This is a genomic window from Falsiphaeobacter marinintestinus (genome assembly GCF_007923355.1).
Lineage (GTDB): Bacteria > Pseudomonadota > Alphaproteobacteria > Rhodobacterales > Rhodobacteraceae > Phaeobacter_A > Phaeobacter_A marinintestinus.
Window position 1 is genome coordinate 134,610 of the sequence record NZ_VOGO01000004.1, and the last position, 26,910, is coordinate 161,519.

24 protein-coding genes are annotated in these 26,910 nt (G+C 59.7%); 16 read left to right on the forward strand and 8 right to left on the reverse strand.

Going from position 1 to position 26,910, the window contains the following annotated elements; all coding sequences use genetic code 11:
- Positions 1-167: 167 nt before the first annotated feature.
- Positions 168-1,523 (reverse strand): oxygen-independent coproporphyrinogen III oxidase, encoded by a 1,356-nt coding sequence (gene hemN, locus FOY56_RS10450; RefSeq protein ID WP_146345788.1) that lies wholly within the window; start codon positions 1,521-1,523, stop codon positions 168-170.
- Between the two features lie 63 nt (positions 1,524-1,586).
- On the opposite strand from hemN, the gene fnrL reads away from it, so the two are divergent.
- Positions 1,587-2,330: a transcriptional regulator FnrL gene (gene fnrL, locus FOY56_RS10455; protein WP_146345789.1), complete on the forward strand. Its 744-nt coding sequence runs from the start codon at positions 1,587-1,589 to the stop codon at positions 2,328-2,330.
- Between the two features lie 7 nt (positions 2,331-2,337).
- On the opposite strand, the gene FOY56_RS10460 is transcribed toward fnrL, so the two are convergent.
- Entirely contained in the window at positions 2,338-3,210 is an 873-nt protein-coding gene (locus FOY56_RS10460) for a LysR family transcriptional regulator (RefSeq protein WP_146345790.1), read from the reverse strand.
- A gap of 99 nt (positions 3,211-3,309) precedes the next feature.
- Between FOY56_RS10460 and glyA the strand changes: the two genes are divergently transcribed.
- From glyA to FOY56_RS10475, 3 genes are all read left to right on the forward strand, one after another.
- Complete coding sequence (gene glyA, locus FOY56_RS10465) at positions 3,310-4,632, forward strand: serine hydroxymethyltransferase (RefSeq protein WP_146345791.1); 1,323 nt, start codon at positions 3,310-3,312, stop codon at positions 4,630-4,632.
- 71 nt (positions 4,633-4,703) lie between these two features.
- Positions 4,704-4,955 (forward strand): GlsB/YeaQ/YmgE family stress response membrane protein, encoded by a 252-nt coding sequence (locus FOY56_RS10470; RefSeq protein ID WP_146345792.1) that lies wholly within the window; start codon positions 4,704-4,706, stop codon positions 4,953-4,955.
- Positions 4,956-5,125: 170 nt separating this feature from the next.
- Positions 5,126-5,755 carry an MSMEG_1061 family FMN-dependent PPOX-type flavoprotein gene (locus tag FOY56_RS10475; RefSeq protein WP_146345793.1) on the forward strand — a complete coding sequence of 210 codons (630 nt, stop codon included), beginning with the start codon at positions 5,126-5,128 and terminating at the stop codon, positions 5,753-5,755.
- Positions 5,756-5,904: 149 nt separating this feature from the next.
- On the opposite strand, the gene FOY56_RS10480 is transcribed toward FOY56_RS10475, so the two are convergent.
- Positions 5,905-6,744: a universal stress protein gene (locus FOY56_RS10480; protein ID WP_146345794.1), complete on the reverse strand. Its 840-nt coding sequence runs from the start codon at positions 6,742-6,744 to the stop codon at positions 5,905-5,907.
- Between the two features lie 196 nt (positions 6,745-6,940).
- Here FOY56_RS10480 and ccoN point away from each other — a divergent pair, with 196 nt between their 5' ends.
- Genes ccoN through ccoP form a run of 4 tightly spaced genes read left to right on the forward strand, consistent with a single transcriptional unit; the run spans position 6,941 to position 10,356 of the window.
- On the forward strand, positions 6,941-8,548 hold the full coding sequence (gene ccoN / locus FOY56_RS10485; protein WP_146345795.1) for a cytochrome-c oxidase, cbb3-type subunit I: 1,608 nt from the start codon (positions 6,941-6,943) through the stop codon (positions 8,546-8,548).
- Between the two features lie 14 nt (positions 8,549-8,562).
- Positions 8,563-9,291 carry a cytochrome-c oxidase, cbb3-type subunit II gene (ccoO, locus tag FOY56_RS10490; protein WP_146345796.1) on the forward strand — a complete coding sequence of 243 codons (729 nt, stop codon included), beginning with the start codon at positions 8,563-8,565 and terminating at the stop codon, positions 9,289-9,291.
- Positions 9,292-9,304: 13 nt separating this feature from the next.
- Complete coding sequence (locus FOY56_RS10495) at positions 9,305-9,490, forward strand: cbb3-type cytochrome oxidase subunit 3 (protein WP_146345797.1); 186 nt, start codon at positions 9,305-9,307, stop codon at positions 9,488-9,490.
- A complete protein-coding gene (ccoP, locus tag FOY56_RS10500) occupies positions 9,487-10,356 on the forward strand; it encodes a cytochrome-c oxidase, cbb3-type subunit III (protein WP_146345798.1) in 870 nt (289 codons plus the stop codon). Before FOY56_RS10495 ends, ccoP begins: the two co-directional genes overlap by 4 nt.
- 170 nt (positions 10,357-10,526) lie before the next feature.
- On the opposite strand, the gene FOY56_RS23570 is transcribed toward ccoP, so the two are convergent.
- Complete coding sequence (locus FOY56_RS23570; RefSeq protein ID WP_186766305.1) at positions 10,527-10,691, reverse strand: hypothetical protein; 165 nt, start codon at positions 10,689-10,691, stop codon at positions 10,527-10,529.
- Between the two features lie 101 nt (positions 10,692-10,792).
- Here FOY56_RS23570 and FOY56_RS10505 point away from each other — a divergent pair, with 101 nt between their 5' ends.
- A complete protein-coding gene (locus tag FOY56_RS10505; RefSeq protein ID WP_146345799.1) occupies positions 10,793-11,665 on the forward strand; it encodes a LysR family transcriptional regulator in 873 nt (290 codons plus the stop codon).
- Between the two features lie 3 nt (positions 11,666-11,668).
- Here FOY56_RS10505 and FOY56_RS10510 read toward each other — a convergent pair whose 3' ends face one another.
- Positions 11,669-12,838, reverse strand: a complete 1,170-nt coding sequence (locus tag FOY56_RS10510) for an acyl-CoA dehydrogenase family protein (RefSeq protein WP_222434977.1) — start codon at positions 12,836-12,838, stop codon at positions 11,669-11,671.
- Between the two features lie 697 nt (positions 12,839-13,535).
- Between FOY56_RS10510 and FOY56_RS10515 the strand changes: the two genes are divergently transcribed.
- Positions 13,536-14,462: a hypothetical protein gene (locus tag FOY56_RS10515; RefSeq protein WP_146345800.1), complete on the forward strand. Its 927-nt coding sequence runs from the start codon at positions 13,536-13,538 to the stop codon at positions 14,460-14,462.
- 44 nt (positions 14,463-14,506) lie between these two features.
- Positions 14,507-15,322, forward strand: a complete 816-nt coding sequence (locus FOY56_RS10520; RefSeq protein WP_146345801.1) for a hypothetical protein — start codon at positions 14,507-14,509, stop codon at positions 15,320-15,322.
- Between the two features lie 71 nt (positions 15,323-15,393).
- Here FOY56_RS10520 and FOY56_RS10525 read toward each other — a convergent pair whose 3' ends face one another.
- Positions 15,394-16,413, reverse strand: a complete 1,020-nt coding sequence (locus FOY56_RS10525) for a hypothetical protein (RefSeq protein ID WP_146345802.1) — start codon at positions 16,411-16,413, stop codon at positions 15,394-15,396.
- A 595-nt stretch (positions 16,414-17,008) separates the two neighbouring features.
- Between FOY56_RS10525 and FOY56_RS10530 the strand changes: the two genes are divergently transcribed.
- The 5 genes from FOY56_RS10530 (at position 17,009) to FOY56_RS10550 (ending at position 23,486) form a co-directional block, all read left to right on the forward strand.
- Positions 17,009-17,965: a hypothetical protein gene (locus FOY56_RS10530; RefSeq protein WP_146345803.1), complete on the forward strand. Its 957-nt coding sequence runs from the start codon at positions 17,009-17,011 to the stop codon at positions 17,963-17,965.
- A gap of 27 nt (positions 17,966-17,992) precedes the next feature.
- The gene (locus FOY56_RS10535) at positions 17,993-18,400 is read left to right on the forward strand and encodes a hypothetical protein (RefSeq protein WP_146345804.1); all 408 of its coding nucleotides are present in this window, start codon (positions 17,993-17,995) and stop codon (positions 18,398-18,400) included.
- A gap of 61 nt (positions 18,401-18,461) precedes the next feature.
- Positions 18,462-18,908, forward strand: coding sequence for a hypothetical protein (locus FOY56_RS10540; protein WP_146345805.1), 447 nt, complete (start codon positions 18,462-18,464; stop codon positions 18,906-18,908).
- Entirely contained in the window at positions 18,887-22,531 is a 3,645-nt protein-coding gene (locus tag FOY56_RS10545) for a glycoside hydrolase family 99-like domain-containing protein (protein ID WP_146345806.1), read from the forward strand. Before FOY56_RS10540 ends, FOY56_RS10545 begins: the two co-directional genes overlap by 22 nt.
- 73 nt (positions 22,532-22,604) lie before the next feature.
- Positions 22,605-23,486, forward strand: a complete 882-nt coding sequence (locus tag FOY56_RS10550) for a LysR family transcriptional regulator (protein ID WP_146345807.1) — start codon at positions 22,605-22,607, stop codon at positions 23,484-23,486.
- 4 nt (positions 23,487-23,490) lie between these two features.
- Here FOY56_RS10550 and FOY56_RS10555 read toward each other — a convergent pair whose 3' ends face one another.
- The gene (locus FOY56_RS10555) at positions 23,491-24,543 is read right to left on the reverse strand and encodes a diaminopropionate ammonia-lyase (protein ID WP_146345808.1); all 1,053 of its coding nucleotides are present in this window, start codon (positions 24,541-24,543) and stop codon (positions 23,491-23,493) included.
- A 98-nt stretch (positions 24,544-24,641) separates the two neighbouring features.
- Entirely contained in the window at positions 24,642-26,843 is a 2,202-nt protein-coding gene (katG, locus tag FOY56_RS10560; protein WP_146345809.1) for a catalase/peroxidase HPI, read from the reverse strand.
- Between the last annotated feature and the right edge of the window lie 67 nt (positions 26,844-26,910).

Genomic DNA, 26,910 nt, shown 5'->3' on the forward strand with positions numbered 1-26,910 from the left:
GACCCATCGAATGCGGTGCATCCGGCCCTGCCTGTCTGATTTGCCCCTGATATCCCGCGTGTTGCACACAGCCGAAACTGCGCGCCGGGGTCCGCGAGTGCAGGGTTACCAGTCTTGGAAACCGAATGCCCCTACGTCAAGGGGTATCCTGTTGGGAACCGTGCGGTTCAGATTGCCGAACTGTGCCCGGCCTTGCTCAGATCATAGGCGTCAAAGCTGCGTGCAATCATCCGGGTCAGGGGGCGTGCGGCCTCGGGAATGTAAAGTCCGTCGGGCGTGATCTGCAACAGACCGTCAAAGTCGTGATTGGCCCGGTTGAACATCTCGTCCAGTGCCGACTGGCTGATCCCGTAATCCCGGCGGATTTCGTCAGCGTCTATGCGGAAGTCACACATCAGAGCTTCAATCAGGCGCGACCGGAACTGATCTTCACCTTTGAACCGGTGCCCGCGTGACGTCGAAAACCGCCCCTCGCGGATTGCTGCCGTATGCGTCGAGGTCGCCGGAGCGTTCTGGGCAAAGCCTTGCGGGAATTTCGAGATTGACGACGCGCCGACACCGATCAGCACATCGCACGGGTCATCGGTATACCCCTGAAAGTTCCGGCGCAGTGTCCCGGCGCGCTGGGCGCGGGTCAGGCCATCGTCCTGGGTGGCGAAATGGTCGATGCCGATTTCGGCATAGCCATCCCACTGAAACAGTTTGCGGGCCGTTTCGAACAACTCCAGACGCTGCTGCGGCGTGGGCAGCGCGTCCGACGGGATAAGCTGCTGTCGTTTGGCCATCCACGGCACATGCGCATAGCCGTACAAAGCAACCCGGTCTGGATTCAGAGACAGCAGTTTCTGGACACTTTCGGTCATGCGCGCCTGAGACTGATGCGGCAGTCCGAACAGAATATCGGCATTCAGGCTTTCGATTCCGCGCACCCGAATCATGTCGGCCGCTTTGCGGGTTACGTCATAACTTTGGATCCGACCGATGGTTTTCTGGATTTCAGCATCAAAATCCTGCACTCCAATGGAAGCGCGGTTCATGCCAACGGCGGCCAGAACGTCCAGTCTGTCTTCGTCAATTTCGTTCGGATCGATCTCAACCGAAAATTCCGACGCCTCGCCCATCGGGGCCACATCAAACACGGCCTGCGACAACTCTTCCATCAGCTTCGGTGACAGCAATGTGGGCGTTCCGCCGCCCCAATGCAGACGCGAAAGCGTGACACCTTTTGGCAGTTTTTTACTTAGAAGCTTCAATTCTGCCTTCAGAACGTCGACATAGGCTTCGACTGGCGCGTCCTTCTGCGTACCCTGCGTGCGGCAGGCGCAGAACCAGCACAGCCGCCTGCAAAACGGCACGTGAATATACAGCGAAACCGCGCTTCCCGGCGCAATTTCGGCAATCCAGTCGCCAAAAAGATCAGGCCCCACGTCATTGCTGAAGTGGGGCGCTGTGGGATAGCTGGTATAACGCGGAACCCTCGCGTCAAATAAGCCCAGATTCGCCAATTGAGATTTCGTGTTCATATAGCTAGATTAGAATCTGTTACGAAACGATCTCCTTGACCCAGATCAAATGGGACCCCCACAATGACCGTTCTTCTTGATACGATTTCTCAAAACTGTTCAGAGTGTCCGATCCGACACCGCGCGGTCTGTGCGCGGTGCGAGCCGGATGAACTGGATGAACTGGAACAGATCAAGTTTTACCGCACCTTCGAAGCGGGGCAAACCATCATCTGGTCAGGCGACAAGATGGCGTTTGTCGGTTCGGTCGTGTCCGGGATCGCGACGCTGACCCAAGCCATGGAAGATGGCCGCACACAGATGGTCGGGTTGCTGTTGCCGTCCGATTTCGTTGGTCGTCCGGGGCGCGAAGGCGCAGCCTATAACGTTGTGGCAAATACCGATCTTGTGATGTGCTGTTTCCGCAAAAAACCGTTCGAAGACATGATGGTGCGGACCCCGCATGTGGCCCAGCGGCTGCTTGAGATGACGCTTGATGAATTGGACGCCGCCCGCGAATGGATGCTGGTTCTGGGGCGCAAGACCGCCCGCGAAAAGATCGCCAGCCTGCTGTCGATCATTGCCCGCCGCGATGCGACTCCGGGCAAGAGGGGACCGACCGATCAGATGGTATTCGACCTGCCGCTCACCCGCGAGGCGATGGCCGATTACCTTGGTCTGACGCTGGAAACGGTCAGCCGCCAGATGTCGGCCTTGCGCAAGGACGGCGTCATCGAACTGGCAGGCAAGCGTCACGTGACCGTGCCCGACATGGGTCGCCTGATGGAAGAAGCTGGCGATGATAGCGATGGTGGGATGCTGGGGTAAGCCCCGGTTAGGCCTGGTTTTTCAACCAGGTCGCGACCATGGCCGCTGGCCCCTTGCTGTTTAGGGGCCGGGGGCTCCAGATCCGCAGATTTCGATCCAGATGAACCTTGGTGGCGAAGGGCGCCACCAATGACCCGTCCGCCAGATGGGGCGCGATCAAGGCTTCGTGCCCGATCAGAACGCCCGCCCCATTGATGGTTTCCTCTACCGCCAGAGAATACAGCGAAAAGACCGGGCCGCGCGGCGCGAAATGGCCGCCGGGAAACCCCTGGCGTGACCAGAGCGCCCAGTCGTCCGGCCATCCGGAATCCGTCAGACACGGCACCGACCGCAGATCTTCAGGGCTTTGCAGGCGGGCGGCAACCGATGGCGCACAGACCGGAAACACACGATCTTCGGCCAGAACCTCGCCCTGATCGGTGTCATAGAACAGGCACAGATCATACGGCGTGCGTTTCAGGTTCGGCGGCGTTTCCAGCGCGGTGATCGAGATCGAAATCTCGGGGGCCGTCGCCCGCAACTGGGGCAGGCGCGGTGACAACCAGAACTGGGCGACCGCAGGCAGGGCCGCGATATGCACCACTTTTGGGCCAGCTTCGGCGCGCAGGGTCTGCACGGCCTGTCCCAGCGCATCGAAGGCATCGGTAAAGTCAGGTTGAACACGGGCACCCAGTGGTGTCAGCCGCACCCCTTGCGGTGATCGTTTGAACAGCGGCGCGCCGATCTCGGCCTCGATGGCCTTGATATGGGCCGAGATTGCCCCGGCGCTGACACCCAGTTCGTCTGCAGCAGCCGAGAATCCGCCAAGGCGGGCGGCGGCCTCGAACGCGCGCAGGGCGGTCAAAGGCAAGGACCTGGGGCGGGGTGGGGCGACAGACATGTGATTACCCTCAGAATTTCTAACCCTAGTTTTTCGAAAAACTGGTTTGCGTGCAAGCCCCCGGACTGGTTTCCTGCCCTCAAACGACAGGAGACAGCCATGACCAGCCTTGCCGCCCGCCCCTGGGTCCCCGAGACTTGCGAAACCTATGTCCAGTCCATCGCGGACCGCGTGGCGACGGAAAGCCCGGCCCAGATTGCCAACCGCATCGATGCGCTGATCGACCGAAACCGGCAAATTCATGACGAGGAGTGTTTCAACCTCAACCCGGCCACCAACGTGATGAACCCCCGCGCCGAGGCCGCCTTGGCCGCCGGTCTGGGCAGCCGTCCGTCGCTGGGTTATCCCGGCGACAAGTACGAGATGGGGCTGGAAGCCATCGAAGAGATCGAAGTCATCGCCGCTGAATTGGCGGCCAAGGTCTTTGGCGCGCGCTATGCCGAAATCCGCGTCGCCTCGGGCGCGCTGGCCAACATGTACGCCTTCATGGCGCTGACGAAATCCGGCGATACGATCATCGTGCCGCCCGCAACTGTCGGCGGGCATGTGACCCACCATGCGGATGGTTGCGCCGGATTGTACGGGCTGAACATCCATACGGCCCCTGTGCATGCGGACGGGTATACCGTCGATCTGGACGGGCTGCGCGCCATGGCGCATGACCTCAAGCCGCGCCTGATCACCATCGGCGGCAGCCTCAACCTGTTCCCCCACCCGGTGCGCGATATCCGGACCATCGCGGATGAGGTCGGCGCGCACATTCTGTTCGATGCGGCGCACCAGTGCGGCATCATCGCGGGGGGCGTCTGGGCCAACCCGCTGGACGAAGGCGCACACCTGATGACGATGAGCACCTACAAAAGCCTCGGTGGACCGGCGGGCGGGTTGATCGTCACCAACGAGGCGGACATCGCCCAACGACTGGACGCCATCGCCTTTCCCGGCATGACGGCGAACTTCGATGCGGCGAAATCGGCGGCTTTGGCGATTTCCCTGCTCGATTGGGTCGATCATGGGGCGGCCTATGCGCAGGCGATGGTGGATCTGTCGCAGGCGCTGGCCGCGTCTTTGAAAGACCTCGGCTTTCCGGTGTTCGAAGGGACGCATGGCGCGACACAATCCCACCAGTTTGCGATCAAGGCCGCCGGGTTTGGCGGCGGCCAAGCCGCGTCCAAGACTCTGCGCAAGGCCGGGTTTTTGGCCTGCGGGATCGGATTGCCCATCGATCCGGTGGACGGCGACATGAACGGTCTGCGGATCGGAACCCCGGAACTGGTCCGCCGGGGTGTGACGCCCGACCATGCGCCCGCGCTGGCCGCTTTGATCGCCGATGGTCTGCGCGGCAACGATCCGGCAGCGGTCGCGCCACGCACAGCAGCGATGCGGGCACAGTTTCAGGGGATGCATTTCATCCGAAGCTGATCAATCCGGGCTTGTGAGAACCGGGGTCGGCTGTCAGCATGGCCCCGAACACACGTCAGGGAGAAACCCGAATGGAATTCACAAGCGTATTTGCCATGCTCGTCATCGGTGCCGTCGCCGGCTGGTTGTCGGGCAAGATCATGGAAGGCCGTGGCTTTGGCCTGTTCGGCAACATGATCGTCGGCATACTGGGGGCGTTTCTGGCCGGAATGATCTTTCCAGCGTTGGGCTTTTCTGTCGGCGGCGGATTTCTTTCGGCAATCATCCATTCGACAATCGGCTCGGTGATCCTGCTGTTCGTGATCGGTCTGATCCGACGATAGACCGTGATCTGACGAGAGCCACGAGGTCCGCCTAACTATGTGAGCAGGGCGATTGGCCAAGGTCGGGACGGCAGGACAAAGCGTAAATACGCCGTCGCGCCACCAAAGGCAGCTTTGACGAATACCGCACTTGGCTTAAGCTCTCTCTCAATTGCCATCAGGAGAGTGCCATGCTTGAAATCGATGAGCAGATCCAGACCACCGAACGCCTGAGAGAGCTCCTGCCAACCGAAGGGTTCACAAACACTTTCCTCAAGGTGAGCGACCGTTTGAATGACGTCGCGCGGAAATTCATTGCGCATGCGCCGTTTGTGATCGTCGCGACCAAAGCGTCAGAGGGCTTGATTGATGTTTCTCCCAAAGGGGATCCGGCAGGGTTTGTCGAGGTCTATGATGACAAGACGCTGATCATCCCTGACAGGCTTGGCAATCATCGGGTTGATGGCTTTCAGAACCTTCTGGAAGACCCGAACATAGCGCTCTTGTTCATTGTGCCCGGCCATGGCGACACTCTGCGCATTGCCGGCAAGGCCCGTGTCGTTCGGGATGCGGCCATTAGCAAGCGCCACGCTTTCAAAGGAAAAGAGCCTTTGCTCGCGCTTGTGATCGATGTCGAAGAGGCGTTCATGCACTGCTCGAAATCGCTCATCCGCTCCCGTTTGTGGCACCCTGACCATTGGCCGGTACGCAAGGCGGCCCCGACGCTGGCTGAGTGGGTGATTGCAACGGTCGACCGAGAGCAAACTCTGGATGAAGTGCAGGATGATCACAGCGCGGATGAGGGTGCGCGCCTCTATTAGGCGGGTGAATCGCGCCAATCCCGGAACCGAAAGACGCGAGTTTGTCCAACACTGGACGCGTCACGCCTTTGGTTATTCGGTCTCTGTCCGAACTTTTGCACCGAACGACCGCACAGGCTGCTGTGCGACCGTTCATTCGCAGATCCTGACTAGTGCGCCATGAACACCGGCACTTGCGCCTGTTCCAGCATGTTGCGGGTGGCGCCGCCCAGAATGGCTTCGCGGAACCGCGAGTGGCCATAGGCCCCCATCACGATCATTTCCGATTCCGTATCGGTGGCGTGGCGGTTCAGGATGTCCGACACGCGGGTCATCGTTTTGGACAGCACATCAATCTCGCAATTCACCCCATGACGCGCCAGCATCTGGCTCAGCAATCCACCGGGATCAGACCGTTCGGGGCCATGCTGCGGCGGGTCGATCACAACGATGCGCACCATATCCGCCGCCATCAGGAAAGGCAGCGCCTTGCGGATCGCGGTCATCGCTTCAACGCTTTCGTTCCAGGCAACGACAATCGATTTGGGCTGCGACATCGGTTCCAACTGATCCGGAACCACCAGAACCGGGGCGTGGCCTTCAAACAGGGCAGCCTCGACAATCGGTTCGGCCTCGGCACCGCGATCTTCGCCGTATGGGCGCGGCAGGATCACCAGATCGGAAAACCGGGCGCGATGTGCCACGTGCCGCCCAAGATCGGAAATCTGCGCCACGCCGTCTTCTGCCGACCAGCGCACACCGGATTTTCCGAGCACCTCATTGGCATGGGCCAGAACTTCGGCGGCTTCGGTGCTGGCACGCGCCAGCGTTTCCTGAAGGATCATCGCATTGGCACCAGCGTAATAATACCCGGTCTGAGTCCGATCGACGCCAAGACACAAGGCCTCGGCATGGGCGTCCAGCGATTGGGCCAAGGTAATCATCTCGGTTAGCGGTGCTGCAGCAGACCGAGTGTCGGTCAGAACGGTCAGCAAGGATTTATAAGCCATTTGGTCCTCATGAGTTCTTCTGCGAGTGTGGCAGAAAGTCGTAGGAGTGTCTCTGAAATGATGCCTCTCACAGAAACGCGCGCTATGTCTTGACACAGATCAAAGCAACTATGGGTACTGTTGTTCATTTAACATTCAGTCTGAACTCGTCTGGCGCGGCAAAAGAATCGCGTGAGACACGGCAAAGGGACGCAAAATGTCGAATTATATCAAGCTTATTGCGCTTGGTTTGGTCATCCTCTTCTCCGCGATGGCCATCAACTATGCGCGCGATACGGCTTACATGGTACACGCAATCATTGTCTTGCTTGTGTCCGGTGGGTTGTTTCTTGTCACGTTGCGTGGCACCGGGGATCCGAACCCGACCGTCGCACCACAAAACGAATACATGGATGGCGTCGTGCGCGCCGGTGTCATCGCGACCGCCTTTTGGGGCGTTGTCGGATTTCTCGCCGGTGTGTTCATCGCCTTCCAGTTGGCCTTTCCGGGGCTCAACTTTGAATGGGCCCAAGGGTATGCCAACTTTGGACGCCTGCGCCCGCTGCACACCTCGGCGGTGATTTTTGCGTTTGGGGGCAACGCCCTGATCGCCACGTCGTTCTATGTGGTCCAGCGCACCAGCGCTGCACGCCTCTGGGGCGGCAATCTGGCTTGGTTCGTGTTCTGGGGCTATCAGCTGTTCATCGTTCTGGCCGCAACCGGCTATCTGTTCGGCTCGACCCAGTCGAAAGAATACGCTGAACCGGAATGGCATGTTGACCTGTGGCTGACCGTGGTCTGGGTATCGTATCTGGCCGTGTTCCTCGGCACGCTGATCAAGCGGAAAGAGCCGCATATCTACGTCGCCAACTGGTTCTACCTGTCGTTCATCGTCACCGTTGCCATGCTTCACCTGGTCAACAACCTGTCGATCCCGGTTTCGATCTGGGGCTCGCGCTCGGTTCAGGTGATGTCGGGTGTGCAGGACGCGATGACACAATGGTGGTACGGCCACAACGCGGTGGGCTTTTTCCTGACCGCCGGTTTCCTTGGCATGATGTACTACTTCATCCCGAAACAGGCCGAACGTCCGGTGTTCTCGTATAAGCTGTCGATCATCCACTTCTGGGCGCTGATCTTCATCTATATCTGGGCTGGCCCGCACCACCTGCACTATACCGCGTTGCCTGACTGGGCCTCGACGCTGGGCATGGTGTTCTCGATCGTGCTGTGGATGCCGTCCTGGGGTGGCATGATCAACGGCCTGATGACGCTGTCTGGCGCATGGGACAAGCTGCGCACCGATCCGATCATCCGCATGATGGTCATCTCGGTCGGGTTCTACGGCATGTCGACCTTCGAGGGTCCGATGATGTCGATCCGCGCGGTGAACTCGCTGTCTCACTACACCGACTGGACCATTGGCCACGTGCACTCGGGTGCGCTCGGCTGGAACGGCATGATCACCTTTGGTGCGCTGTACTTCCTGGTTCCGGTTCTGTGGAAACGCGAACGCCTGTACTCGCTGCAACTGGTCAGCTGGCACTTCTGGCTCGCCACCATCGGTATCGTGCTCTACGCCGCATCGATGTGGGTGACCGGTATCATGGAAGGCCTGATGTGGCGCGAAGTCGACGCAAATGGTTTCCTGGTGAACTCGTTCGCTGACACCGTTGCCGCCAAGTTCCCGATGTATGTTGTGCGTGCTCTTGGGGGGCTCATGTTCCTCGCCGGTGCCGTCATCATGTGTTACAACCTGTGGATGACCGTCCGTAAGGCCCCGGCTAAAGAAGCCAGCCTTACAGTCGCCGTCCCGGCTGAATAAGGAGGGCCGGAGCAATGGCAATTCTCGACAAACATAAAATCCTCGAGACCAACGCGACCCTTCTGCTGATCTTCAGCTTCCTGGTCGTCACCATCGGCGGGATCGTGCAGATCGCACCTCTGTTCTGGCTGGAAAACACCATCGAGGATGTAGAGGGCATGCGCCCCTACACCCCGCTGGAATTGGCCGGGCGCGAGATCTACGTGCGGGAAGGCTGCTATGTCTGCCACAGCCAGATGATCCGTCCCATGCGGGACGAGGTCGAGCGCTATGGCCACTATTCACTGGCGGCAGAGTCCAAGTACGACCACCCGTTCCAGTGGGGCTCCAAGCGAACCGGGCCAGACCTGGCCCGTGTTGGTGGTCGCTATTCGGACGAATGGCACGTGGATCACATGCGCGACCCGCAGTCTGTGGTGCCGGAATCGGTGATGCCGAAATACGGCTTCCTCGAACGCAAGGTGATTGATGGCAAGTACATCAAGGATCTCTTGTCCGTGCACAGTTTTGTTGGTGTGCCTTATACCGAAGAGATGCTGGCAAGCGCGCAGGCCGACTTTTTGGCTCAAGGCGACCCGGACAGCGACTATGACGGTCTGCTGGAACGGTACGGCGAAGGCGTGAATGTTCGCAACTTTGACGGTCAGCCTCAACTGACCGAAGCAGATGCGCTGATCGCCTATCTTCAGATGCTGGGCACGTTGGTCGACTTCTCGACCTTCACGCCAGACGCGAGCCGCTAGGAGGGAACGGATCATGGAAGAATATACGTTCCTTCGGCAATTCGCTGACAGCTGGATGCTGGTCATGCTGTTTGTCTTCTTTCTCGGGGTCATCATCTGGGTGCTCCGACCCGGCAGCAGCAAGGTCTACAAGGACACGGCAAACATCCCGTTCCGGCACGAAGACAAACCCGCCACGGATGAGGAGGCGAGGACATGAGCAAGAAACCCGAAGTCAAAAAGGGTGATCCCGAAACAACTGGCCACAGCTGGGACGGTATCGAAGAATTCAACAACCCACTGCCAAAGTGGTGGGTCTATGTCTTCTACCTCTGCATCGTCTGGGCCATCGGTTACTCGATCGCCTATCCGGCCTGGCCGGGCGTCAAATCGGCAACCGCCGGTCTGCTGGGCTGGTCGACGCGCGCCAATGTGGCCGCCGACATCGCCGCTGTTGATGAAGCCAACTCGGCCATCAACGCTAAACTGGCCTCGGTCGAACTGACCGAAATCGCGAGTGACCCGGATCTGAACGGCTATGCCACGTCAGCCGGTTCCGCCGTGTTCAAGACATGGTGTGCCCAGTGCCACGGGTCGGGTGCTGCCGGTGCAAAGGGCTATCCCAACCTGCTGGATGACAGCTGGCTCTGGGGCGGCACCATGGAAGACATCCATTACACCGTGTCCCACGGGATCCGGAACGAGGATGACGACGATGCGCGCTATTCCGAAATGCCCGCCTTTGGCCGGGACGAACTGCTGGAAGAGGCCGAAATCGAGCAGGTCGTGAACTTTGTCATGTCACTGTCCGGCGACCCGATGGATGCGTCCATGGTCGATGCCGGTGCGGTGGTCTTTGAAGACAACTGTTCCGCCTGCCACGCCGAAGACGGCACCGGCGACATCTATCAGGGCGCACCAAACCTGACGGACGCAATCTGGCTCTATGGCGGTGACTACGACACGCTGAAACAGACTGTCTGGAACTCGCGCTACGGCGTGATGCCGAACTGGAACACGCGTCTGAGCGAAGCACAGATCCGCGCTGTGACAGCATATGTCCACCAGTTGGGTGGCGGCGAGTAATCGCTAAACGAGACACCTTTGGGCCCCAAGGGCCCAAAGGCACGGCGTCGGCTTTTCGATCTGTTCGCGCGTTTCCTGAAAAGCCGGCGCCGTTTTATTCCACCCTGATACATCGAAACGGCCCGTCCACCTAGTCAGGAGGACGGGCCGTTCGTGTCTGGTGTCAGACCTTACAGGTCGCCGGGGGATTTGCAGTGGGTTTTCTGCGTCCACCAATGGCCTTCCGGCAACCACCGGCGCTTGGGCTTGGCGGCATCGGGCTTGCGGGCGTCGCGCATACGGACACAATCGGTCCGCGTCGCAGTCATAAAGCTCTGGGCGTAAATATTGATCATGTCGCGCTCCTGTGTGTGGTGTTTGTCTTGCCCTCACACTTGACCAAACGGCGCATCAATGCGACTCATTACGCGTTTCATCATGTAAGTTGAGATTACAAATGGACTGGCTCCATATGCCACCGCTGGCCGCGCTTCGGGCCTTTTCCGCCTTTGCAGAAAGGCGAAATGTGGTTCAGGCTGGCGATTCCCTGAATGTCAGCCACGCTGCCATCAGCCAGCAATTGCGCGCGCTTGAGGCGCATATGGGGGTCGCATTGCTGGACCGCACCGGGCGCACGCTGGCCCTGACGGACGAAGGTGAGCGGCTGGCGCAGGCGGTCGAGCTGGGGTTCGGAGCAATTGAAACCGCCGTGCAGGAGCTGACCGGCCTTGATGCCGCCCGCCCGCTGCATATTACCGCCACTCCGTCTTTTTCTGCCGTCTGGCTGCTGCCGCGTCTGGCTGATTTTCGCACACGACACCCGGACATCGACCTTGTAGTCGATCCGACCCCCGACCTGAGCGTCCTGCGTCCCGGCGGCGTGGACGTTGCGCTCCGGTATGGCGACGGAAACTGGGATGGCCTTCACTCTGAACCTTTGTTGACGTCTCCGATGGTTGTGGTCGCGTCGCCCGCGTTGCTGAAAGGATGCAAGATTACCGAACCGTCAGACCTGGCCGAATTTCCATGGCTGGAAGAGTTGGGCACCACCGAAGGCAGCAACTGGCTGCGCTCCCAAGGGGTCGAGCGCGGCATCGTCGGCGCGCGTCTTCAGATGCCGGGCAACCTGTTGCTGGCCGCCGCGCGTGACGGGCAGGGTGTGGCCGCAACCGTGCGCCACTTTATCGAACCCGACCTTAAGGCCGGGCGGCTGGTCGAACTTTTCGCGCGCGATGACGGTGCCGGGTATCACATCGTGACCCGCCCCGGCACCTTGCGCCCTGCCGCCAAGGTTTTCGTGGCGTGGCTTCGGCGCCAGCGGGTCAGTTGACCGTCAGATCCCGAGCTGAGAGGCCGCCAGGTTCTTCAGAACCTCATCCGTTCCCCCACCGATGGTCATCACCTTGACCTCGCGATAAATCCGCTCGGACGCGGTGCCGCGCATGAACCCCATACCGCCCAGGATCTGAACCGCCTCATCGGCGCAGAACTTTAACGCGTTGGTGGCCGTGACCTTGGCCATGCTGGTACGCGCCACATGGATCTGCAGCGGATCCATCTGGTTCATGTACCGCCAGACAATGTCATAGGTCAGCGTCCGCGCGACATCGATTTGCGCCGCCATATCGACCAGCTTGTGCCGGATCACCTGTTGCTGCGCCAACGGCTTGCCAAACGCCTGCCGCTCCTGCGCCCAGGCCAAAGCCTCGCGATAGCAGACATCGGCCATGGTATAGGCCTGCGCCGCCATAGACAGGCGTTCGTTGTTGAAATTCAGCATCGCGGCCTGAAACCCGCCGCCCTCGACCCCGATCAAGTTATCGACCGGCACCCGGCAATCGTTGAACGAGAGATGCGCCGTGTCCGAGGCCCACCAACCCATCTTGGTCAGCTCTGTCCGCTCCAGCCCCGGCGTGTCGCCCGCAACGGCAAGAAACGAAATCCCGCCGCTGCCACGCGCCCCGGGGTCAGTGCGCACAGCGACCGTGATGACATCGGCCTGCATACCCGAGGTGATGAACGTCTTCTCTCCGTTCACCACGAAATGACCCCCATCGCGCACCGCCCGCGTCTTCAACGCGGCCACATCCGATCCGCCCCCCGGTTCCGTCACGGCCAGCGCGGCGATCTTTTCCCCGGCAATCACAGGCACGGCATAGGTCTGGCGCAGATGATCGCTGCCGTGTTTCACCAACGGCGGCAGGCCGATGGTATGCGATCCAAGCGATGCAGACACCCCGCCCGACCCGGCCCGCGAGATTTCCTCGGTCGCGACCACATGCATGAACAGATCACCCGCACTGCCGCCCAGCTCTTCGGGATAGATCACGCCAATCAACCCGATCTCGGCTGCCTTCTTGTACAATGACCGGGGCAGGCGGCCCGCATCTTCCCAGTCCTGAATATTGGGCGTCACCTCTTTCTGGATGAACGCCCGCACCGTCTGGCGAAACGCGACATGTTCGTCCGAGAAATAGATGGAAGGCATGGCATTGTCGTACATGAGAGACCCCGGTTTCTTGCTGGTCGGGAAACTATGGCACAGCTTTTCCAGCGGACAGCCCCTGACGCTACGGCGCTTTCACCATCAGATCCGCACGCCTGCGCCAATCCGACTGTTGCCGGACCGTCAGCGATTTGCTACGCCTCCGGCGGTCCCGAACGGCATTGCGCCGTGGGAGATGTCTAAAAGGAAACTGAAAAGAGGCAGTGCGAGATACCAACAAGCCGTGCCTGCGCTTGGGGCCGGTGATCAGAAAACCGGCTGTTGCAGATGTTTCGAACGAAACGCGGCAAAATCTGGTTGCTTCGGTGTTGTACAGAATCGCAAAATTTTTCTTATCGGTGTTTTAGTAAGCCAAACAGCTTTGGTACCGGCCATGTTCGGGGCCCAGGGCGAAGAACTGAGAACATGAACGAAGGTATTAAGCCCAAAATGGAAACCGTCGACGTCTACCGTTCCATCGAAGACAAGTTGACTGCTGACAGCTCGATTTCGCAAGAGCAAGGCCAGTCATTGATGACAGAACTGCGGGCTTTGGCCCTGAATGAAGCCGGTGAATTTGACCGCGCCGATATCATGGGTCTGGTTCGGCAATTGGTGCGCCAGGAAAGACAGGCAGAAGTTACCGCTGTCCTGACACACGCCGCCCCCGGGCTGGCCGAGACGAAGCTGGGCCAGAACCTGTTGAAGGGCAAACGTGGCGACCGTCGTCCGCGCGCTGATGATGAGAGCAGCGACCAGCCGTCAAGTGATCGCCCTGCACGGGGCGAAGGCGAGCGCCGTGGCCCGCCCAGAGGCCCTCGTGCCGGTGGTCCAGACGGCGAACGTCGCGGCCCTCCGAGAGGTGAGCGTGCAGGTGGCGAACGCCGTGGTCCGCCCAGAGGTGAGCGTGCCGATGGCGAAGCCGGTGAACGCCGCGGCCCACCCAGAGGCCAGCGTGCCGGTGGCGAAGCTGGCGAACGCCGTGGTCCGCCCAGAGGTGAGCGTGCCGATGGCGAAGCCGGTGAACGCCGCGGCCCACCCAGAGGCCAGCGTGCCGGTGGCGAAGCTGGCGAACGCCGTGGTCCGCCCAGAGGTGAGCGTGCCGATGGCGAAGCCGGTGAACGCCGCGGCCCACCCAGAGGCCAGCGTGCCGGTGGCGAAGCTGGCGAACGCCGTGGCCCGCCCAGAGGTGAGCGTGCCGGTGGCGAAGCCGGTGCACGCCGTGGCCCGCCCAGAGGTGAGCGTGCCGGTGGTGAAGCTGGCGAACGTCGCGGCCCGCCCAGAGGTGAGCGTGCCGGTGGCGAAGCCGGTGAACGCCGTGGCCCACCCAGAGGCCAGCGTGCCGGTGGCGAAGCTGGCGAACGCCGTGGTCCGCCCAGAGGGGAACGTGCCGCTGGTCCAGACGGGGAACGCCGTGGCCCGCCCAAAGGCCCGCGTGCAGGTGGTGACGCTGGCGAACGCCGAGGGCCACCCAAAGGCCCACGTGCGGCTGGCGAAGGCCGAGGACCGGCGCGTCGTGCAGAAGGCCAGGCTGGTCGGCCCGAGCGCCGCCAGCGTGGTCAGGGGCAGCCACCGAAAGGCGCTGGGGGCGGCCGTAACCGCTTTGGCAGTTCCTTTCCCCGCAGCTTTGAAGCTTTCATAGAGGAAAGTGGACCGCTCCCGAATGACCTATCCGAAGTGATGGACGTGGATTTTGCCAAAGACTACGCCCCATCGCTGGAAGCGTTCCAAACACGGTATCAGCAGCTTTTGGACTTCCACCCCGGATATGGCACCACCGACGAGGAACACGAGATGTTCCTGCGCCGTCTGCGTTGGGGGCATAACTTCTATCGCTTCGTGCGGTTTATCCGAACCTTCGGATCGGCGTCGGCTTACCGAAACCCGGACCAGCCGCATGCGGAACAGGTTCTGGCCATCGCGCAGCAGCTCAAAGAACGGGTCATCATGCCGGACATGAGCGAAGTTCTGGACAAAGTTGATCAGGGCCGGTCGATTTCCTTTATCGGCATCCATCAGGGCTATCACTGGCTGAACAAGGCCGCCAAGGATCTGGTCACGCTCCCGCGGGTTCACATCACCAAAAGCGGTGCGGCGGAACCCATTGGTGACGATATCGTCTTCAAGGCGTCGGATGCCGATCCAACGGCGTTCCTGAAGCTGATCAAGGACATTCGCAAGCGTCAGGTGATGATCGAATTGCACCCGGACGGGCGCAATGGCGAATTGGTGCGGCGTCCGATTTTCGACTCCGAAGTCGATATCGGCGTGGGCTTTACGACGCTGACATGGCACAGCAAAGCCGCGCTTTACAGCCTGGGCACCAACTGGGATGGCGAAAACTTCCGGATCGAAGTCAAAAAAGAACCGGATCCGCTGGATTTCGACGATTCCGAAGCCTTCGCCGAAGCAGCCGTCGATTCCTATGTCGACATTGTCAAAACCGCCTATCTGGAAGAGCCCGAGAACCTAAGGCTCCCCCGGCTGGTTTCGAAAGACTAACACAAGAAAAAAGGGCCCCGGTCAACAACCGGGGCCTTCTTTGTTTCAGTGAGCTTGCCGTCAGCGGCCAATCAGCCTTCAGGTTTTGCGGCAGCCGCGTTGCGGTCCACTTGCGCAAGAAGGCGTCGACAGAGCAGATACAGGAAATCGTCGTCAATTTGCTTGCGCTCGATTGTTCCGTCTTTCCAGGTGAACGGCACGTTGGTCAGCCATTTTGAATGGCCGCCAAGCCGGTCAAAGACCGCCTGGTTCGATGCACGATACCGCGCATCCAACGCCTCGGCTTCGTCTTTGTTGAACACAGCGCTGCGCGTTCCGGCACCAAAGGCCAGATCCATGACCTTGCGAATGCGCTGGATGTCGCCAGCTTTCGGCGCAACGTTGACGTTCAATCGGTGGGCGACAAACGTCGCCAGCGGATCGGCCGAAACATTGCTGCGCTTATGCGGCACAAAGCCTTCCGGCAACGCATCCCATCCCAGAAGATCAATGAAAGGCGTCAGAACGCCGGCCGGCGTGTCCTTGATCTTTTCATAGCTGGCAAAATGGATGTTTTCCTGGCCAAAGCCCTTCATCGCATGGTCGATGACCCATTCATGATCCAGCGGGACACCTGCGACACGCGGCTCTTTCATCGCGTTCGCCAACATCATTTCAAAACGCGGCGGCCGACGCCAGTCTGTGGTGAACTGCAAATACAGTGATTGCAGCAATTCCCACTGCTGGCGCAGGACATAGACGATGACCACTTCGTCAAAGCCTTCAACCCGTGCCGCCAGTTCCGAGAAATCGGTTTCGCCCTGGGCGCAGCGCGAATACGGCTCCGCGCTCAAAATGACAGTACGGTCGCTCTTGCCATGGTCACGTACCAGCTTTGCATACCACCGGTCTGCATCCTCGGGCGTAAACCCCGTGGTTTCGGTGATTTCCGGGCGCCATGGCGCAGTCAGCACGTGATGCGCGTTGTTTGGCCAGATGTTCGGATAGACTACGTCACGCGACGCCAGCAGCTCTTCATTTAGTGCAAGGACATCCTGAATATAGCTGGTGGCTGTTTTGTGGGCTCCGATATGGAGAATTAGGCGGCCCATACGGCAAACTCGCTTCTTTTTTCGTTCAACCACGTCTAGCGCAATATACTGCGTTCGTCACGCAAGACAGGTCATTTTTCAGGCAATTCCGCTACCCTCAGGGGCTGTCACGTGAATGCCGGCTCTCTTTGCTGTGTCGCCTGACCAATGTCTTGCTGGCCAGACTTAGAAACGATGTCGCGCACGCCGCTCCGCAAAGTGTTCTTCAGGGCGCATTGTTTTGAGCATATCGAAGGTCACTCAACGCCGTTTGAAACGCAGGCGCCGCACCATGCGCCACCCCTTTTGTTTAGGGGCACAGGCCATAGTCGCGCCCGAATTACAAGCGGAAAACCAGCATTACCCCGAGGTCGTGACACAATTTCGGTCACTTTCACGCAACATGCCGCAGTTGACCTTGTTTCGGTATCGTGTAGATCGTCATAGTAAGTGTACCGCCAAGCTGTGAATGTGTTGCGGCAGGGCAGAATGCAGAATAGAAGTGATTAGAACCGATTAGACCGATTATTCAGCAGTGACGTCCATACCTTCTCATACCATCGTCTCGGTCGGCGCTGCGTTTCGCGCAGGGGGCCACTCTGCCGTCGTTCGCTCGATGACGAAAGCATTGTCGCAGGTCGGGTTCAATGCGCTGATCTACGACGACTCCCGTAACCGGATGGTGAACCGTCTCGATGACGTCGATCATGCCCGGGACGCTGAAACATTTTCGCCTGATCTGGGGACCAGACTGGTCTTTGTGCGCGATGTCGATCCCGAAGAATACTTGAACAGCGATCACAAGACGATTGCCGTGGTCGATCTGGCCCCTGACCCGGAAGATGTTGAATCCTTGGAAGTGCTGCGCCGCTTTGACGCCGTTTGGGGACTGTCCCGGTGGGTGGTCGAAGAGCTTCGTCGCGGTCGCGTCGAGGCCCAGTGGATCGGGCGCAGTTTTGAAGCCGCAGAACAGGCCTATTTGCCACGCCATCATTTTGGCCTGCCAGATTCGGCCCGTGTTGTGGTTCTTCCGTTTGATGCGGACGAATTTTTCAGTCCCGGCGTCGATGGCATCAACGAAGCCTATGTTAAGGCGCTGTTGCAGGCCGATACCTCCGGAGACCTGCGGATTGCCATCATCTCACCGGCCATGCAGCCGGACATGCCCGACTTTCCGGACGATCCAAGAATTTCTTATCACGACCTGACCGAAGACGACTATCTGGCCGACAGCCTTCTGAATACTGCCGATTGCGTCGTGTCCTTTGATACGTTTTTACGCGTTGCCAAGTCATTGGGCCGGGCCCAGTGGCTGGGGCGGCCGGTGTTGGCCATGGGCACATCAGCAGATGGCGATTTGCCCTTTCAAGTGTCGCTGGGCGGTCCCGCCAGCCAGGATGTGGATCTGGACCAGCTTGCGGAACAATACGTGCGTAAAACTGTCGCTTTTTGGAGCGAGGATGCTGCAAATGGCCGTGCCGCTGACGTCGCCAGGGGCCGTTTGTTGACAGAGGTATCGCACCGTGCTGTAGGCTTGAGGCTGATGGAAAAGTTGAACGAAATTCCTTCTTAACGTGTGAATATTGGGAAGCTTGAAACCGTGTCACCCCAGGACAAATCAGAACCTGATACACCCTCTGAAAGCCAGGATCAGGCTGGCGCAGAAATCATCTGCGGCGATTGGTGGGAAGACGACTGGTGTTCCCCATATTTGCGCGCGCGCTTTCAATCGCCTGAAAAATCGTCACGTCTGATCGTGCGGGCCTTCAACCCGGGGTGCACCCGGCAAAAGAACAGCATGCTCATCCGGATCGGGGCAGATATATTGCTGAGAACCGAAGAAGCAGCAATCGAACAGTGGATCGAAGTCGATCAACCTTTGCCCGAAAACTATCTCGAAACCGGCGTGTGCGACATCTCTTTGCGAACCCTCAAACCTTGGTCACCCGAAGGGGATGATAACCGGGTGATGGGGCTTCTCCTTGTTGACTGGCGATTGGAAACATGACCAAGTCAAAGCTGTAATCTTCCTTCATTATTAACGGTCTAACCAGAATCTGACACATACCATGATTAAATATTTCCCACCCGCAGAAGCATTTTTGGCAAAATTCCCGGCGCTGGACCTGGCCAACCAGGCCCGCGAAGGCGAGCAGAGTGATTATGATACAGTCCTGCTGGCTTTGATGAAGCGCATCATCACGTCTGTCGGCATTGATGAACTTACCTATTTCGAAACCTATCCTGACATCGAAGAGGCGGTGGCGCGTGGCGACCTGCCAAATGCCACGTACCACTTTGCGAATTACGGGTTTTTCGAGCGCCGTATGGGTGTGCCGAAAAGCTTCACGGAAGATTGGTATCTGGCTACCTATCCTGACGTCAGCCTGGCGATTGCCGATGGCGAATACCCCGATGCAAAGGGGCATTACGTCGAAACAGGGTTGCGCGAATGGCGTGCGCCGTGTGAAGGCAGTTCAGAAGACGTTAATCTGTGGCATCAGACACTCAAGTAACCGTGGAATTGAAACTCACACACACGACCGGAGCGCTTCCGTTTTCTAAAACGGCGGTGGACTTCATCGAGCACTATCTGGGAACGGATCTGTTTCCGACCAATCGCGTTGCCGCGCATTGGGGTGTTGAGACCGTCTTGCCGGTCGAATTTCTGGATCTTTACGGGATGTCCACTCCCGAGGTGCAGCGGGATGTGTTCCCGATCATCGAACCCGAATTCTATCGCTCAAGCGCCAATCTGGCCGATCCTGATGAAAACCTGCTCGAACATTTTCTTCAGCATGGCATTCACCTCGAGATCGATCCCCATCCGTTGCTGTCTTTCGAATGGATGCGTTTCAGCCGACCGGATATCTTCGAACGCCCTCTGACGCCGCAGATCTTTTTTTCGATCTTCGAAAGCAATCTGATCAGCACCACGCCCTTTCTGGATCTCGCGTTCTACCGCAGGGCCGCGACCGGCGCGTCGCGTCTGAAATCTGCATTCTTCGACTACGTTTTGCGTGGCGCTGCTCTAGATCTGTCGCCGTCGCGCTGGATCGACCTTGATCACTATCGCGAAACCTATCCCGACGTCCCGCGCGATGCGATGGGGGCCCTGATCCACTTCATTCAGGTTGGCGATGCAGATTTGCGCAGTCCAACCCCGGATTTCGATCCAGGCTGGTATCAGGAAAACTATTCAACCGGCGCACATCAGATCGATCACCCGTTGTACCACTTCCTGCGCTGGGGGCGTTTCGCACGACATGCCCCCCGTCTCGATGGGGTGGTCGACACGCCGGAAGGCATCCGCAACCGGCGGGTCGAACAGGCCAAGGTCAATTTCGTCTTCGAGCCCGAGCCGGAAAAATACAGCGAAGCCTATCGACGTGCGCGAACAATGTCGTCTGTCGCGCTGACCCGCCGGGTACAAAGCCTGCGCGACTTCGAAACCCCGGATGGACCCGCAATTGGTCGGGGTGCTGGCGAACGCGGCAGCCGTGACAGGCGGGTTCTGTCGGGCGGCTTTACCGTAAATCCAAACCCGGCTGTCGAAATTCTGGTGCATGGCACCGGCAAACTCTTGCCCCTGATGCGCACCGTGGGCGCGCTGGTCAAAGCAGCCCCCGACCTGAGCGGGCTTGAAACGAACGGGCACAAGGGCGTGTCCGTGACCGTCCTGTTCGACCAAAGCGATGAAGAGGCCGAAACCGCCCGCAAGCTTGCCGACAAGGTCGGCGGGATCGGACTGGCGTTTCAGAACGACTCAACGCCGCTCAAAACAGGCGCACCTGCTGTTTTGCTGGTATCGGCAGGGGCCGAGATCACATCCGATGCGATTGCCGCACTGGTCACTGATCTGACCGCCCGGCCCGATACTGTTGCCACAGCACCGCTGATCGTGACGTCGCAAGGCACGCTTGTGACTGCGGGTGGGATGGTTCAGGCCAACGGGACGGCGAAACTGGTCGGGCAGGGCATGTCGCCTGACGCCTGTCCGTGGGCGCGCGACAGGGCGGTTCCATGGGCTCCGTCGACGGCGCTTCTGATCGCGCGGGACGCGTTGGATCAGACCGGCGAAAGTCTCTGGACCGACCTTCAGGACGGCCACCCGGTCGACCTGTCGATGCGCTTGCGTCAGGGCGGAGGCCAAATCCGGCTTGTCGGCGCAGCGCAGGTCAAGAACCGCTCAGGCATGGTGGCCCCGTTCCGGGATTACAAAGTGTCGCACCGTATTCTGGAAGACTTCTCAGACACCATCGAAAAAGATCTGCACCTGCGCGTCATCGCGCATTTCTTCCCGCATTTCAGCCCCGACGACGTGGTTCAGAAGTTCAACGGGCAGGGGACCACCGACTGGTTCTTTGTCTCCAAGACGCATCCGGATTTTGTCGGGCACTATCAACCACATGTCCCGCGTGATCTGGGCTTTTATGACAGCCGCATGGACGAGGTTCTGCAAAAACAGACCGCCATGGCCCGGCGGTATGGTGTCGATGGCTTTCTGCTTCGGTATTACAACATCGATGGCCAGCGGATTCTGGGACAGACCTTTGAACAACTGATTGCCGGAAAATTTCAGGGCGTCCAGCACGCTTTGTGCTGGGATACACAGGGCCTTGACGGGGTCGTCGACCCGATCGAAAAAGGCTTTTCGCCGCCCCAGCAAAGCTTTGACACAAAAACCGTCGATGCAGTTCTGCAGGATGCCATTGCCGCAGCTTCGGTTGACGGCTGCATCACGGTTGGCGGCCTGCCGCTGTTTGCCGTGTCGGGCATTGATCACCTTCCCGATGCCACGGCGTTTGCGGCACACGCGCGTCAGGCCTTTCGCGACGCGGGTTTTGTCGACGTTCATCTTGCGATGCTCAGCCCGGACACCACCTCTGATGCCTTTGGCAAAGACCCGAATGACTTTGGGTTCGACAGCGTCATTCAGGATGCCCCACAAGGGCTTGACGTGCAGGCCTCAAAGCGCGGCACGAAAGCGTTCCGGGCGACAAACATCAAGATGGAAGACTATCGCGACGTCGCCGTTGGCGCGTTCAGGGCCGCGATCCCGCCCTATGTTCAGTTCCCCGGTGTCTGCACCGGTTGGGATGACACGCCGCGCCGCCGCCTGTCACACCGGGTTCTGCTGGAACAAAACCCGGCAACCTTTCAAGCCTGGCTGCAAACCGCGATCGACGAACTTGATCTGGGTATGATCGGCGATGAACGGCTGATTTTTGTCAACGCATGGAACAACTGGTCCTGCGGCGCGCATCTTGAACCTGACAACGCGTTCGGGCGATCATGGCTGCAAGCGATTGAAAACGCCAGACATCGTGGCCTTGCACCCGTTACAGGGGCACCCGAAACACGGCGCGCCCGGGCGGGCGGGCACAGCGGATCGGCGGCCATTCTGATCCACGCCTATTATCTCGACGTCTTCGAAGAGATGATCGAGATGATGGTGAATGAAAGCCTGTCATATCCTTTGTATGTCACCTGCCCCGAGACAAATGTCGACGGGGTGCGCAAGATCACCGAAGCCGCCGGTCTGGATGCGACGATCCTGCCCAGCGAAAACCATGGCCGCGATGTTCTGCCGTTTTTGAACAACGTTCAGCAGATCCAGCTGGACGGTCACAAGTACCTGCTCAAGCTGCACACCAAGAAAAGCCTGCACCGCTCCGACGGAGATATGTGGCGCAAGGAACTGTTTGGGCCGTTCCTGAACCGTCAGAACCTTGACCGGATTGTAACGGCGTTTGACAGCTCGCCGAGTTTTGGCATGACCGGGCCGGAATCCCACATTCTGCCGCTGACGGACCACCTTGTCGAAAACCAGACCCACCTGTCGGCGCTGACCAAGCGGCTTGGTGTTGATTTCGAAGACGCGTTGGCCCGCGATCAGTTCGTGGCCGGGACGATGTTCTTTGCCCGCTTTTCGACCCTGCTGCCGATCCTCAAACTGGGGCTAAACCGTGACGATTTCGAAGACGAAAGCGGGCAGGTGGACGGCACCATTGCGCATGCTTTGGAGCGTGCCTTTGGTTTGGCTTGCCGCCTGAACGGGCGCGAGGTTGTGCCACTGGAAACCGTTCTGGGCGAACGCCGCGCATCGCGGGGCGGCGGGCGTAAATTCCACGGATAAAAGCCTGAGTTGGCGAATGGGGCGAGGTTTGATAGGGATTGCCTATTGAAACCACTCAAAGCCAGAGAAAACCATGATCGCCAAACTTGAAATGCTGCTCGCGCTCGCCAAAGAGCAGCATTTTGGCCGTGCCGCTGAAAGCATGGGGATCACCCAACCAACCCTGTCGACCGGTATCCGCCAGCTTGAGGGGCAACTGGGCGTGAAACTGGTGCAACGCGGGTCGCGCTATGGCGGGTTGACGCCCGAAGGGCAGCGCGCCCTGGTCTGGGCGCGACAGATCGTTGGCGACACCCGAAAACTGCGCGAAGAAATGCGGTATTCACAGGAAGGTCTTGCCGGCCATGTCCGTCTTGCAGTGATCCCGACGGCGCTCACCTGGGCCGCGCGGCTGACCTCGCGGTTCAGTGCCAAGCACCCCAATGTCAGCTTTTCGATCCTATCGCGGTCGTCTGTTGACCTTCTGGCGATGCTGGAAAACCTCGATGCGGATGCCGGGATCACCTATCTCGATAACGAACCCCTGGGCCGCATGGCCAGCGTCGGGCTGTACTCCGAACACTACGCGCTGCTCTGCCCGCCCGATCACGCTTACGCAAAACGCAAAAACGTGCAGTGGCAGGACCTTGGCGGCCTGCGCCTGTGCCTGCTGACCCCGGACATGCAGAACCGGCGGATCATCAACCGAAACCTGATGGAAGCCGGGCTTGAACCCAAAACGCTGATTGAATCCAATTCGACCATCGTTCTGGTCTCAAATGTTATCGAAGGCGGGTTTGTCACCGTGCTGCCGACCGATCTGGCCCGGTTCCTGTCAGTGGGCCACGATCTTTCCGTTGTGCCAATTGCCGAAGGTGGGTTGGTGCCAACCGTCGGCCTGATCGCCGTGCATCAGGAACCCTATACGCCGGTCCTGCAATCCCTCATGCGCGCCGCCGCCGAGATCGCGAAATAGCCCGCTATCCGGTTTCTGCGATTTCCGATGCAATCAGCAACACACGACCTTCTGCAGGAGGTTCATCAATCAGCGCAGCCAACCCGGCCGTTCCGCTGGGCGTCGACGCAACCCCGGCGTCTGCCATGCTGTCCGTGGCCGCAGTTGCCTGCGCATCCGAAATCGTCACGAACCGGTCAGCCGCAGATCTGAGGACGTCATAAGCCAGCAAAGACGCATCCTTGCAGTCCAACCGCCCCATGTTCGAATCCGGTCCCGGCGCGTTGGTCAGTTTACCGGCCTCAACGCTGGTCAGCAGACACGGCGCGGCATCGGGTTCAACCACGATGATCTGCGGTTGCTCATCCCAGAAGGCGCGAATATGCGCCGCCACCCCGGCAGCCAGACCGCCAACACCAGCCTGCAAATACACATGCGTCGGCCAGACACCGTCTGCTGCAAAGGCCTGACGGCATTCTTCCGCCAGAACGGTATACCCTTCCATCACCAAAGCGGGGGCTTCGGTGTACCCCTCCCAAGATCCGTCAGCCAGATGGATCCAGCCATTGACGTCGGCCAGACGCGCAGCCTCGGCCACGCTGTCCTCATAGGTCCCGTCCACCCTGACTACGCCCGCACCGGTCGCGCGGATCCGGTCGGCAAAGCTTTCGGGCACGGTCGAAGACAGAACAATCTTTGCCTGCGTTCCAAATACCTTGGCCCCGGCAGCAACAGACAGCCCATGATTTCCGGCACTGGCCGTGATGATGGTCAGATCCCCGGCCACCGCCTGCGCCTTTGCCGAAGTCGGGTCCGTTTCGCCAGAACGGTCTATCAGGATCTGGGCCACCGCAAAGGCTCCGCCCAGGGCCTTGAAGCTCCCCAACCGCATGCGGCTGGTTTCGTCCTTGATCCAAAGTCTGGCCAATCCCAGACGCTCTGCCAACGCGCTTGCGTCGACCAACGGGGTCGCTGCATAGGCCGGACAGGCCGCAAGCAGCGCCATCGGGCGATCTGCGGTGATACGAAATCCGGCATCAACCGGGCCTGACTGTCGGTGTGGGTTATCAAGTTTCATTCCCGCACTATGCGCAGGAATTCACGCAATCATAGCCCTGAAAGCGGCTGATTGCGTGAAAAAACGGCGCCCGCATCGCTGCGGGCGCCATGTTGTCATCAGGCGACGTCGAACCGGTCGGCGTCCATGACCTTGGTCCAGGCGGCGACAAAGTCGGACACGAACTTGTCCTTGCCATCTTCCTGTCCATAGACCTCGGCAATCGCGCGCAGCTGAGAATTCGATCCGAACAACAGATCAACCCGGGTGCCGGTCCACTTGACGGCGCCACCGGCACGGCCTTCGTACACGCCTGCTTCGCTGTCGGATGCGGTCCACGATGTGCCCATATCCAGAATGTTGGCGAAGAAGTCGTTGCTCAGCGTGCCCGGCGCATCGGTGAACACACCATGCGTCGATCCGCCATGGTTGCCGCCCAACACCCGCATGCCGCCAACAAGAACGGTCATCTCAGGGGCCGTCAGACCCAAAAGCTGCGCCTTGTCGATCAGCAGTTCCTCGGACGAGATCGTGTATTCCGCTTTCTGATAGTTGCGGAACCCGTCGGCCATCGGCTCAAGCACATCGAACGACTCGGCATCGGTCTCTTCCGCTGACGCATCCATGCGGCCCGGCGTGAACGGCACGGTGATGTCGTGACCGGCGTCCTTGGCCGCTTTCTCGATGGCAGCACAGCCACCCAGAACGATCAGGTCGGCGAGCGACACGGTTGTCCCACTGTCGGCAGCCGCACTTTGGATCCCCTCCAGAACACCCAGCACTTTTGCCAGTTGCTCGGGCTGGTTCGCTTCCCATCCGTTCTGAGGCGCCAGACGGATACGTGCGCCATTGGCACCGCCCCGCATGTCCGACCCACGATAGGTCGACGCCGAGGCCCAGGCCGTCTGCACCAGTTCCGAAACCGACAGACCCGAGGCCAGCAGTTTCGCTTTCAGGTCCGCAACACCCGCCGCATCGACCAGCGGATGGTTCACGGCGGGGATCGGATCCTGCCAGATCAGGTCTTCGGCCGGAACGTCGGCCCCCAGATAGCGCGGCTTTGGTCCCATATCGCGGTGCGTCAGCTTGAACCACGCGCGGGCAAAGGCGTCGGCGAACTCGGCAGGGTTTTCATGGAACCGCTTTGAAATCGGGCCATAAATCGGATCCATGCGCATCGCCATATCGGCGGTGGTCATCATGGTCTTGACCTTTTTCGACGGGTCATGCGCCTGCGGGGCCATATCCTCTTCGGTGACATTCACCGGCTCCCAGATCCACGCGCCAGCGGGGCTCTTGGTCAGGTTCCAGTCATAGCCCAGCAGCAGATCGAAATAGCCGTTGTCCCATGTTGTCGGGTGGGCCGTCCACGCGCCTTCGATGCCACTGGTGGTTGTATCATCGCCCTTACCGGTGCCATGACCGTTGATCCAGCCCAGACCCATCGCTTCCAGAGGGGCCGCTTCCGGCTCAGGCCCGACCAGCGCCGGATCGCCCGCGCCATGCGCCTTTCCGAACGTGTGACCACCGGCGACCAGTGCGACGGTTTCTTCGTCGTTCATCGCCATCCGGGCAAAGGTTTCGCGGATGTCACGACCAGACGCCAGCGCATCGGGTTCGCCATCCGGGCCTTCGGGGTTCACATAGATCAGACCCATCTGCACAGCGGCCAGCGGGTTTTCCAGATCGCGATCACCGGAATAGCGGCTGTTGTCCTTGTCGCTGGTCGCCAGCCATTCGGCCTCGGCGCCCCAGTACACGTCTTCTTCGGGTTCCCAGACGTCGGCACGACCGCCGCCAAAGCCAAAGACCGGACCACCCATCGATTCAATGGCGCAATTGCCCGCCAAAATCATCAGGTCGGCCCACGAGATCTTGTTGCCGTATTTCTGCTTGATCGGCCACAACAGGCGGCGCGCTTTATCAAGGTTACCATTGTCGGGCCAGGAATTCAGCGGCGCAAAGCGCTGCTGACCGGTGCCCGCGCCACCACGCCCGTCGCCCATGCGATAGGTGCCCGCGCTGTGCCACGCCATCCGGATGAACAGCCCGCCATAGTGACCATAATCCGCAGGCCACCAGTCCTGGCTTTCGGTCATCAGAGCAAAAAGGTCTGCCTTGATCGCCTCAAGGTCCAGCGACTTGAACGCTTCGGCATAGTCAAAATCCGCGCCCATCGGATCGCTCTTGGTCGAATTCTGGGCCAAAATCTTCAGGTTCAGCTGATTAGGCCACCAATCGCGGTTCGAGCGGATGCCAAAGTTCACCGCGCCGTGCATGACCGGGCACTTGCCCGATCCGTCCATATCGTTACCGTCCATTTTCAGTCTCCCTGATGTCGTCATGGGTGGATGTGTTAAAATCGTCGTCTGCTTCAGACCCGCGCTT

Excerpts from the sequence above, each read along its gene's own strand:
- hemN (WP_146345788.1), bottom strand. The coding sequence starts at position 1,523 with ATGAACACGAAATCTCAATTGGCGAATCTGGGCTTATTTGACGCGAGG.
- fnrL (WP_146345789.1), top strand. The coding sequence starts at position 1,587 with ATGACCGTTCTTCTTGATACGATTTCTCAAAACTGTTCAGAGTGTCCG.
- FOY56_RS10460 (WP_146345790.1), bottom strand. The coding sequence starts at position 3,210 with ATGTCTGTCGCCCCACCCCGCCCCAGGTCCTTGCCTTTGACCGCCCTG.
- glyA (WP_146345791.1), top strand. The coding sequence starts at position 3,310 with ATGACCAGCCTTGCCGCCCGCCCCTGGGTCCCCGAGACTTGCGAAACC.
- FOY56_RS10470 (WP_146345792.1), top strand. The coding sequence starts at position 4,704 with ATGGAATTCACAAGCGTATTTGCCATGCTCGTCATCGGTGCCGTCGCC.
- FOY56_RS10475 (WP_146345793.1), top strand. The coding sequence starts at position 5,126 with ATGCTTGAAATCGATGAGCAGATCCAGACCACCGAACGCCTGAGAGAG.
- FOY56_RS10480 (WP_146345794.1), bottom strand. The coding sequence starts at position 6,744 with ATGGCTTATAAATCCTTGCTGACCGTTCTGACCGACACTCGGTCTGCT.
- ccoN (WP_146345795.1), top strand. The coding sequence starts at position 6,941 with ATGTCGAATTATATCAAGCTTATTGCGCTTGGTTTGGTCATCCTCTTC.
- ccoO (WP_146345796.1), top strand. The coding sequence starts at position 8,563 with ATGGCAATTCTCGACAAACATAAAATCCTCGAGACCAACGCGACCCTT.
- FOY56_RS10495 (WP_146345797.1), top strand. The coding sequence starts at position 9,305 with ATGGAAGAATATACGTTCCTTCGGCAATTCGCTGACAGCTGGATGCTG.
- ccoP (WP_146345798.1), top strand. The coding sequence starts at position 9,487 with ATGAGCAAGAAACCCGAAGTCAAAAAGGGTGATCCCGAAACAACTGGC.
- FOY56_RS23570 (WP_186766305.1), bottom strand. The coding sequence starts at position 10,691 with ATGATCAATATTTACGCCCAGAGCTTTATGACTGCGACGCGGACCGAT.
- FOY56_RS10505 (WP_146345799.1), top strand. The coding sequence starts at position 10,793 with ATGGACTGGCTCCATATGCCACCGCTGGCCGCGCTTCGGGCCTTTTCC.
- FOY56_RS10510 (WP_222434977.1), bottom strand. The coding sequence starts at position 12,838 with ATGTACGACAATGCCATGCCTTCCATCTATTTCTCGGACGAACATGTC.
- FOY56_RS10525 (WP_146345802.1), bottom strand. The coding sequence starts at position 16,413 with ATGGGCCGCCTAATTCTCCATATCGGAGCCCACAAAACAGCCACCAGC.
- FOY56_RS10530 (WP_146345803.1), top strand. The coding sequence starts at position 17,009 with ATGACGAAAGCATTGTCGCAGGTCGGGTTCAATGCGCTGATCTACGAC.
- FOY56_RS10540 (WP_146345805.1), top strand. The coding sequence starts at position 18,462 with ATGATTAAATATTTCCCACCCGCAGAAGCATTTTTGGCAAAATTCCCG.
- FOY56_RS10550 (WP_146345807.1), top strand. The coding sequence starts at position 22,605 with ATGATCGCCAAACTTGAAATGCTGCTCGCGCTCGCCAAAGAGCAGCAT.
- FOY56_RS10555 (WP_146345808.1), bottom strand. The coding sequence starts at position 24,543 with ATGAAACTTGATAACCCACACCGACAGTCAGGCCCGGTTGATGCCGGA.
- katG (WP_146345809.1), bottom strand. The coding sequence starts at position 26,843 with ATGGACGGTAACGATATGGACGGATCGGGCAAGTGCCCGGTCATGCAC.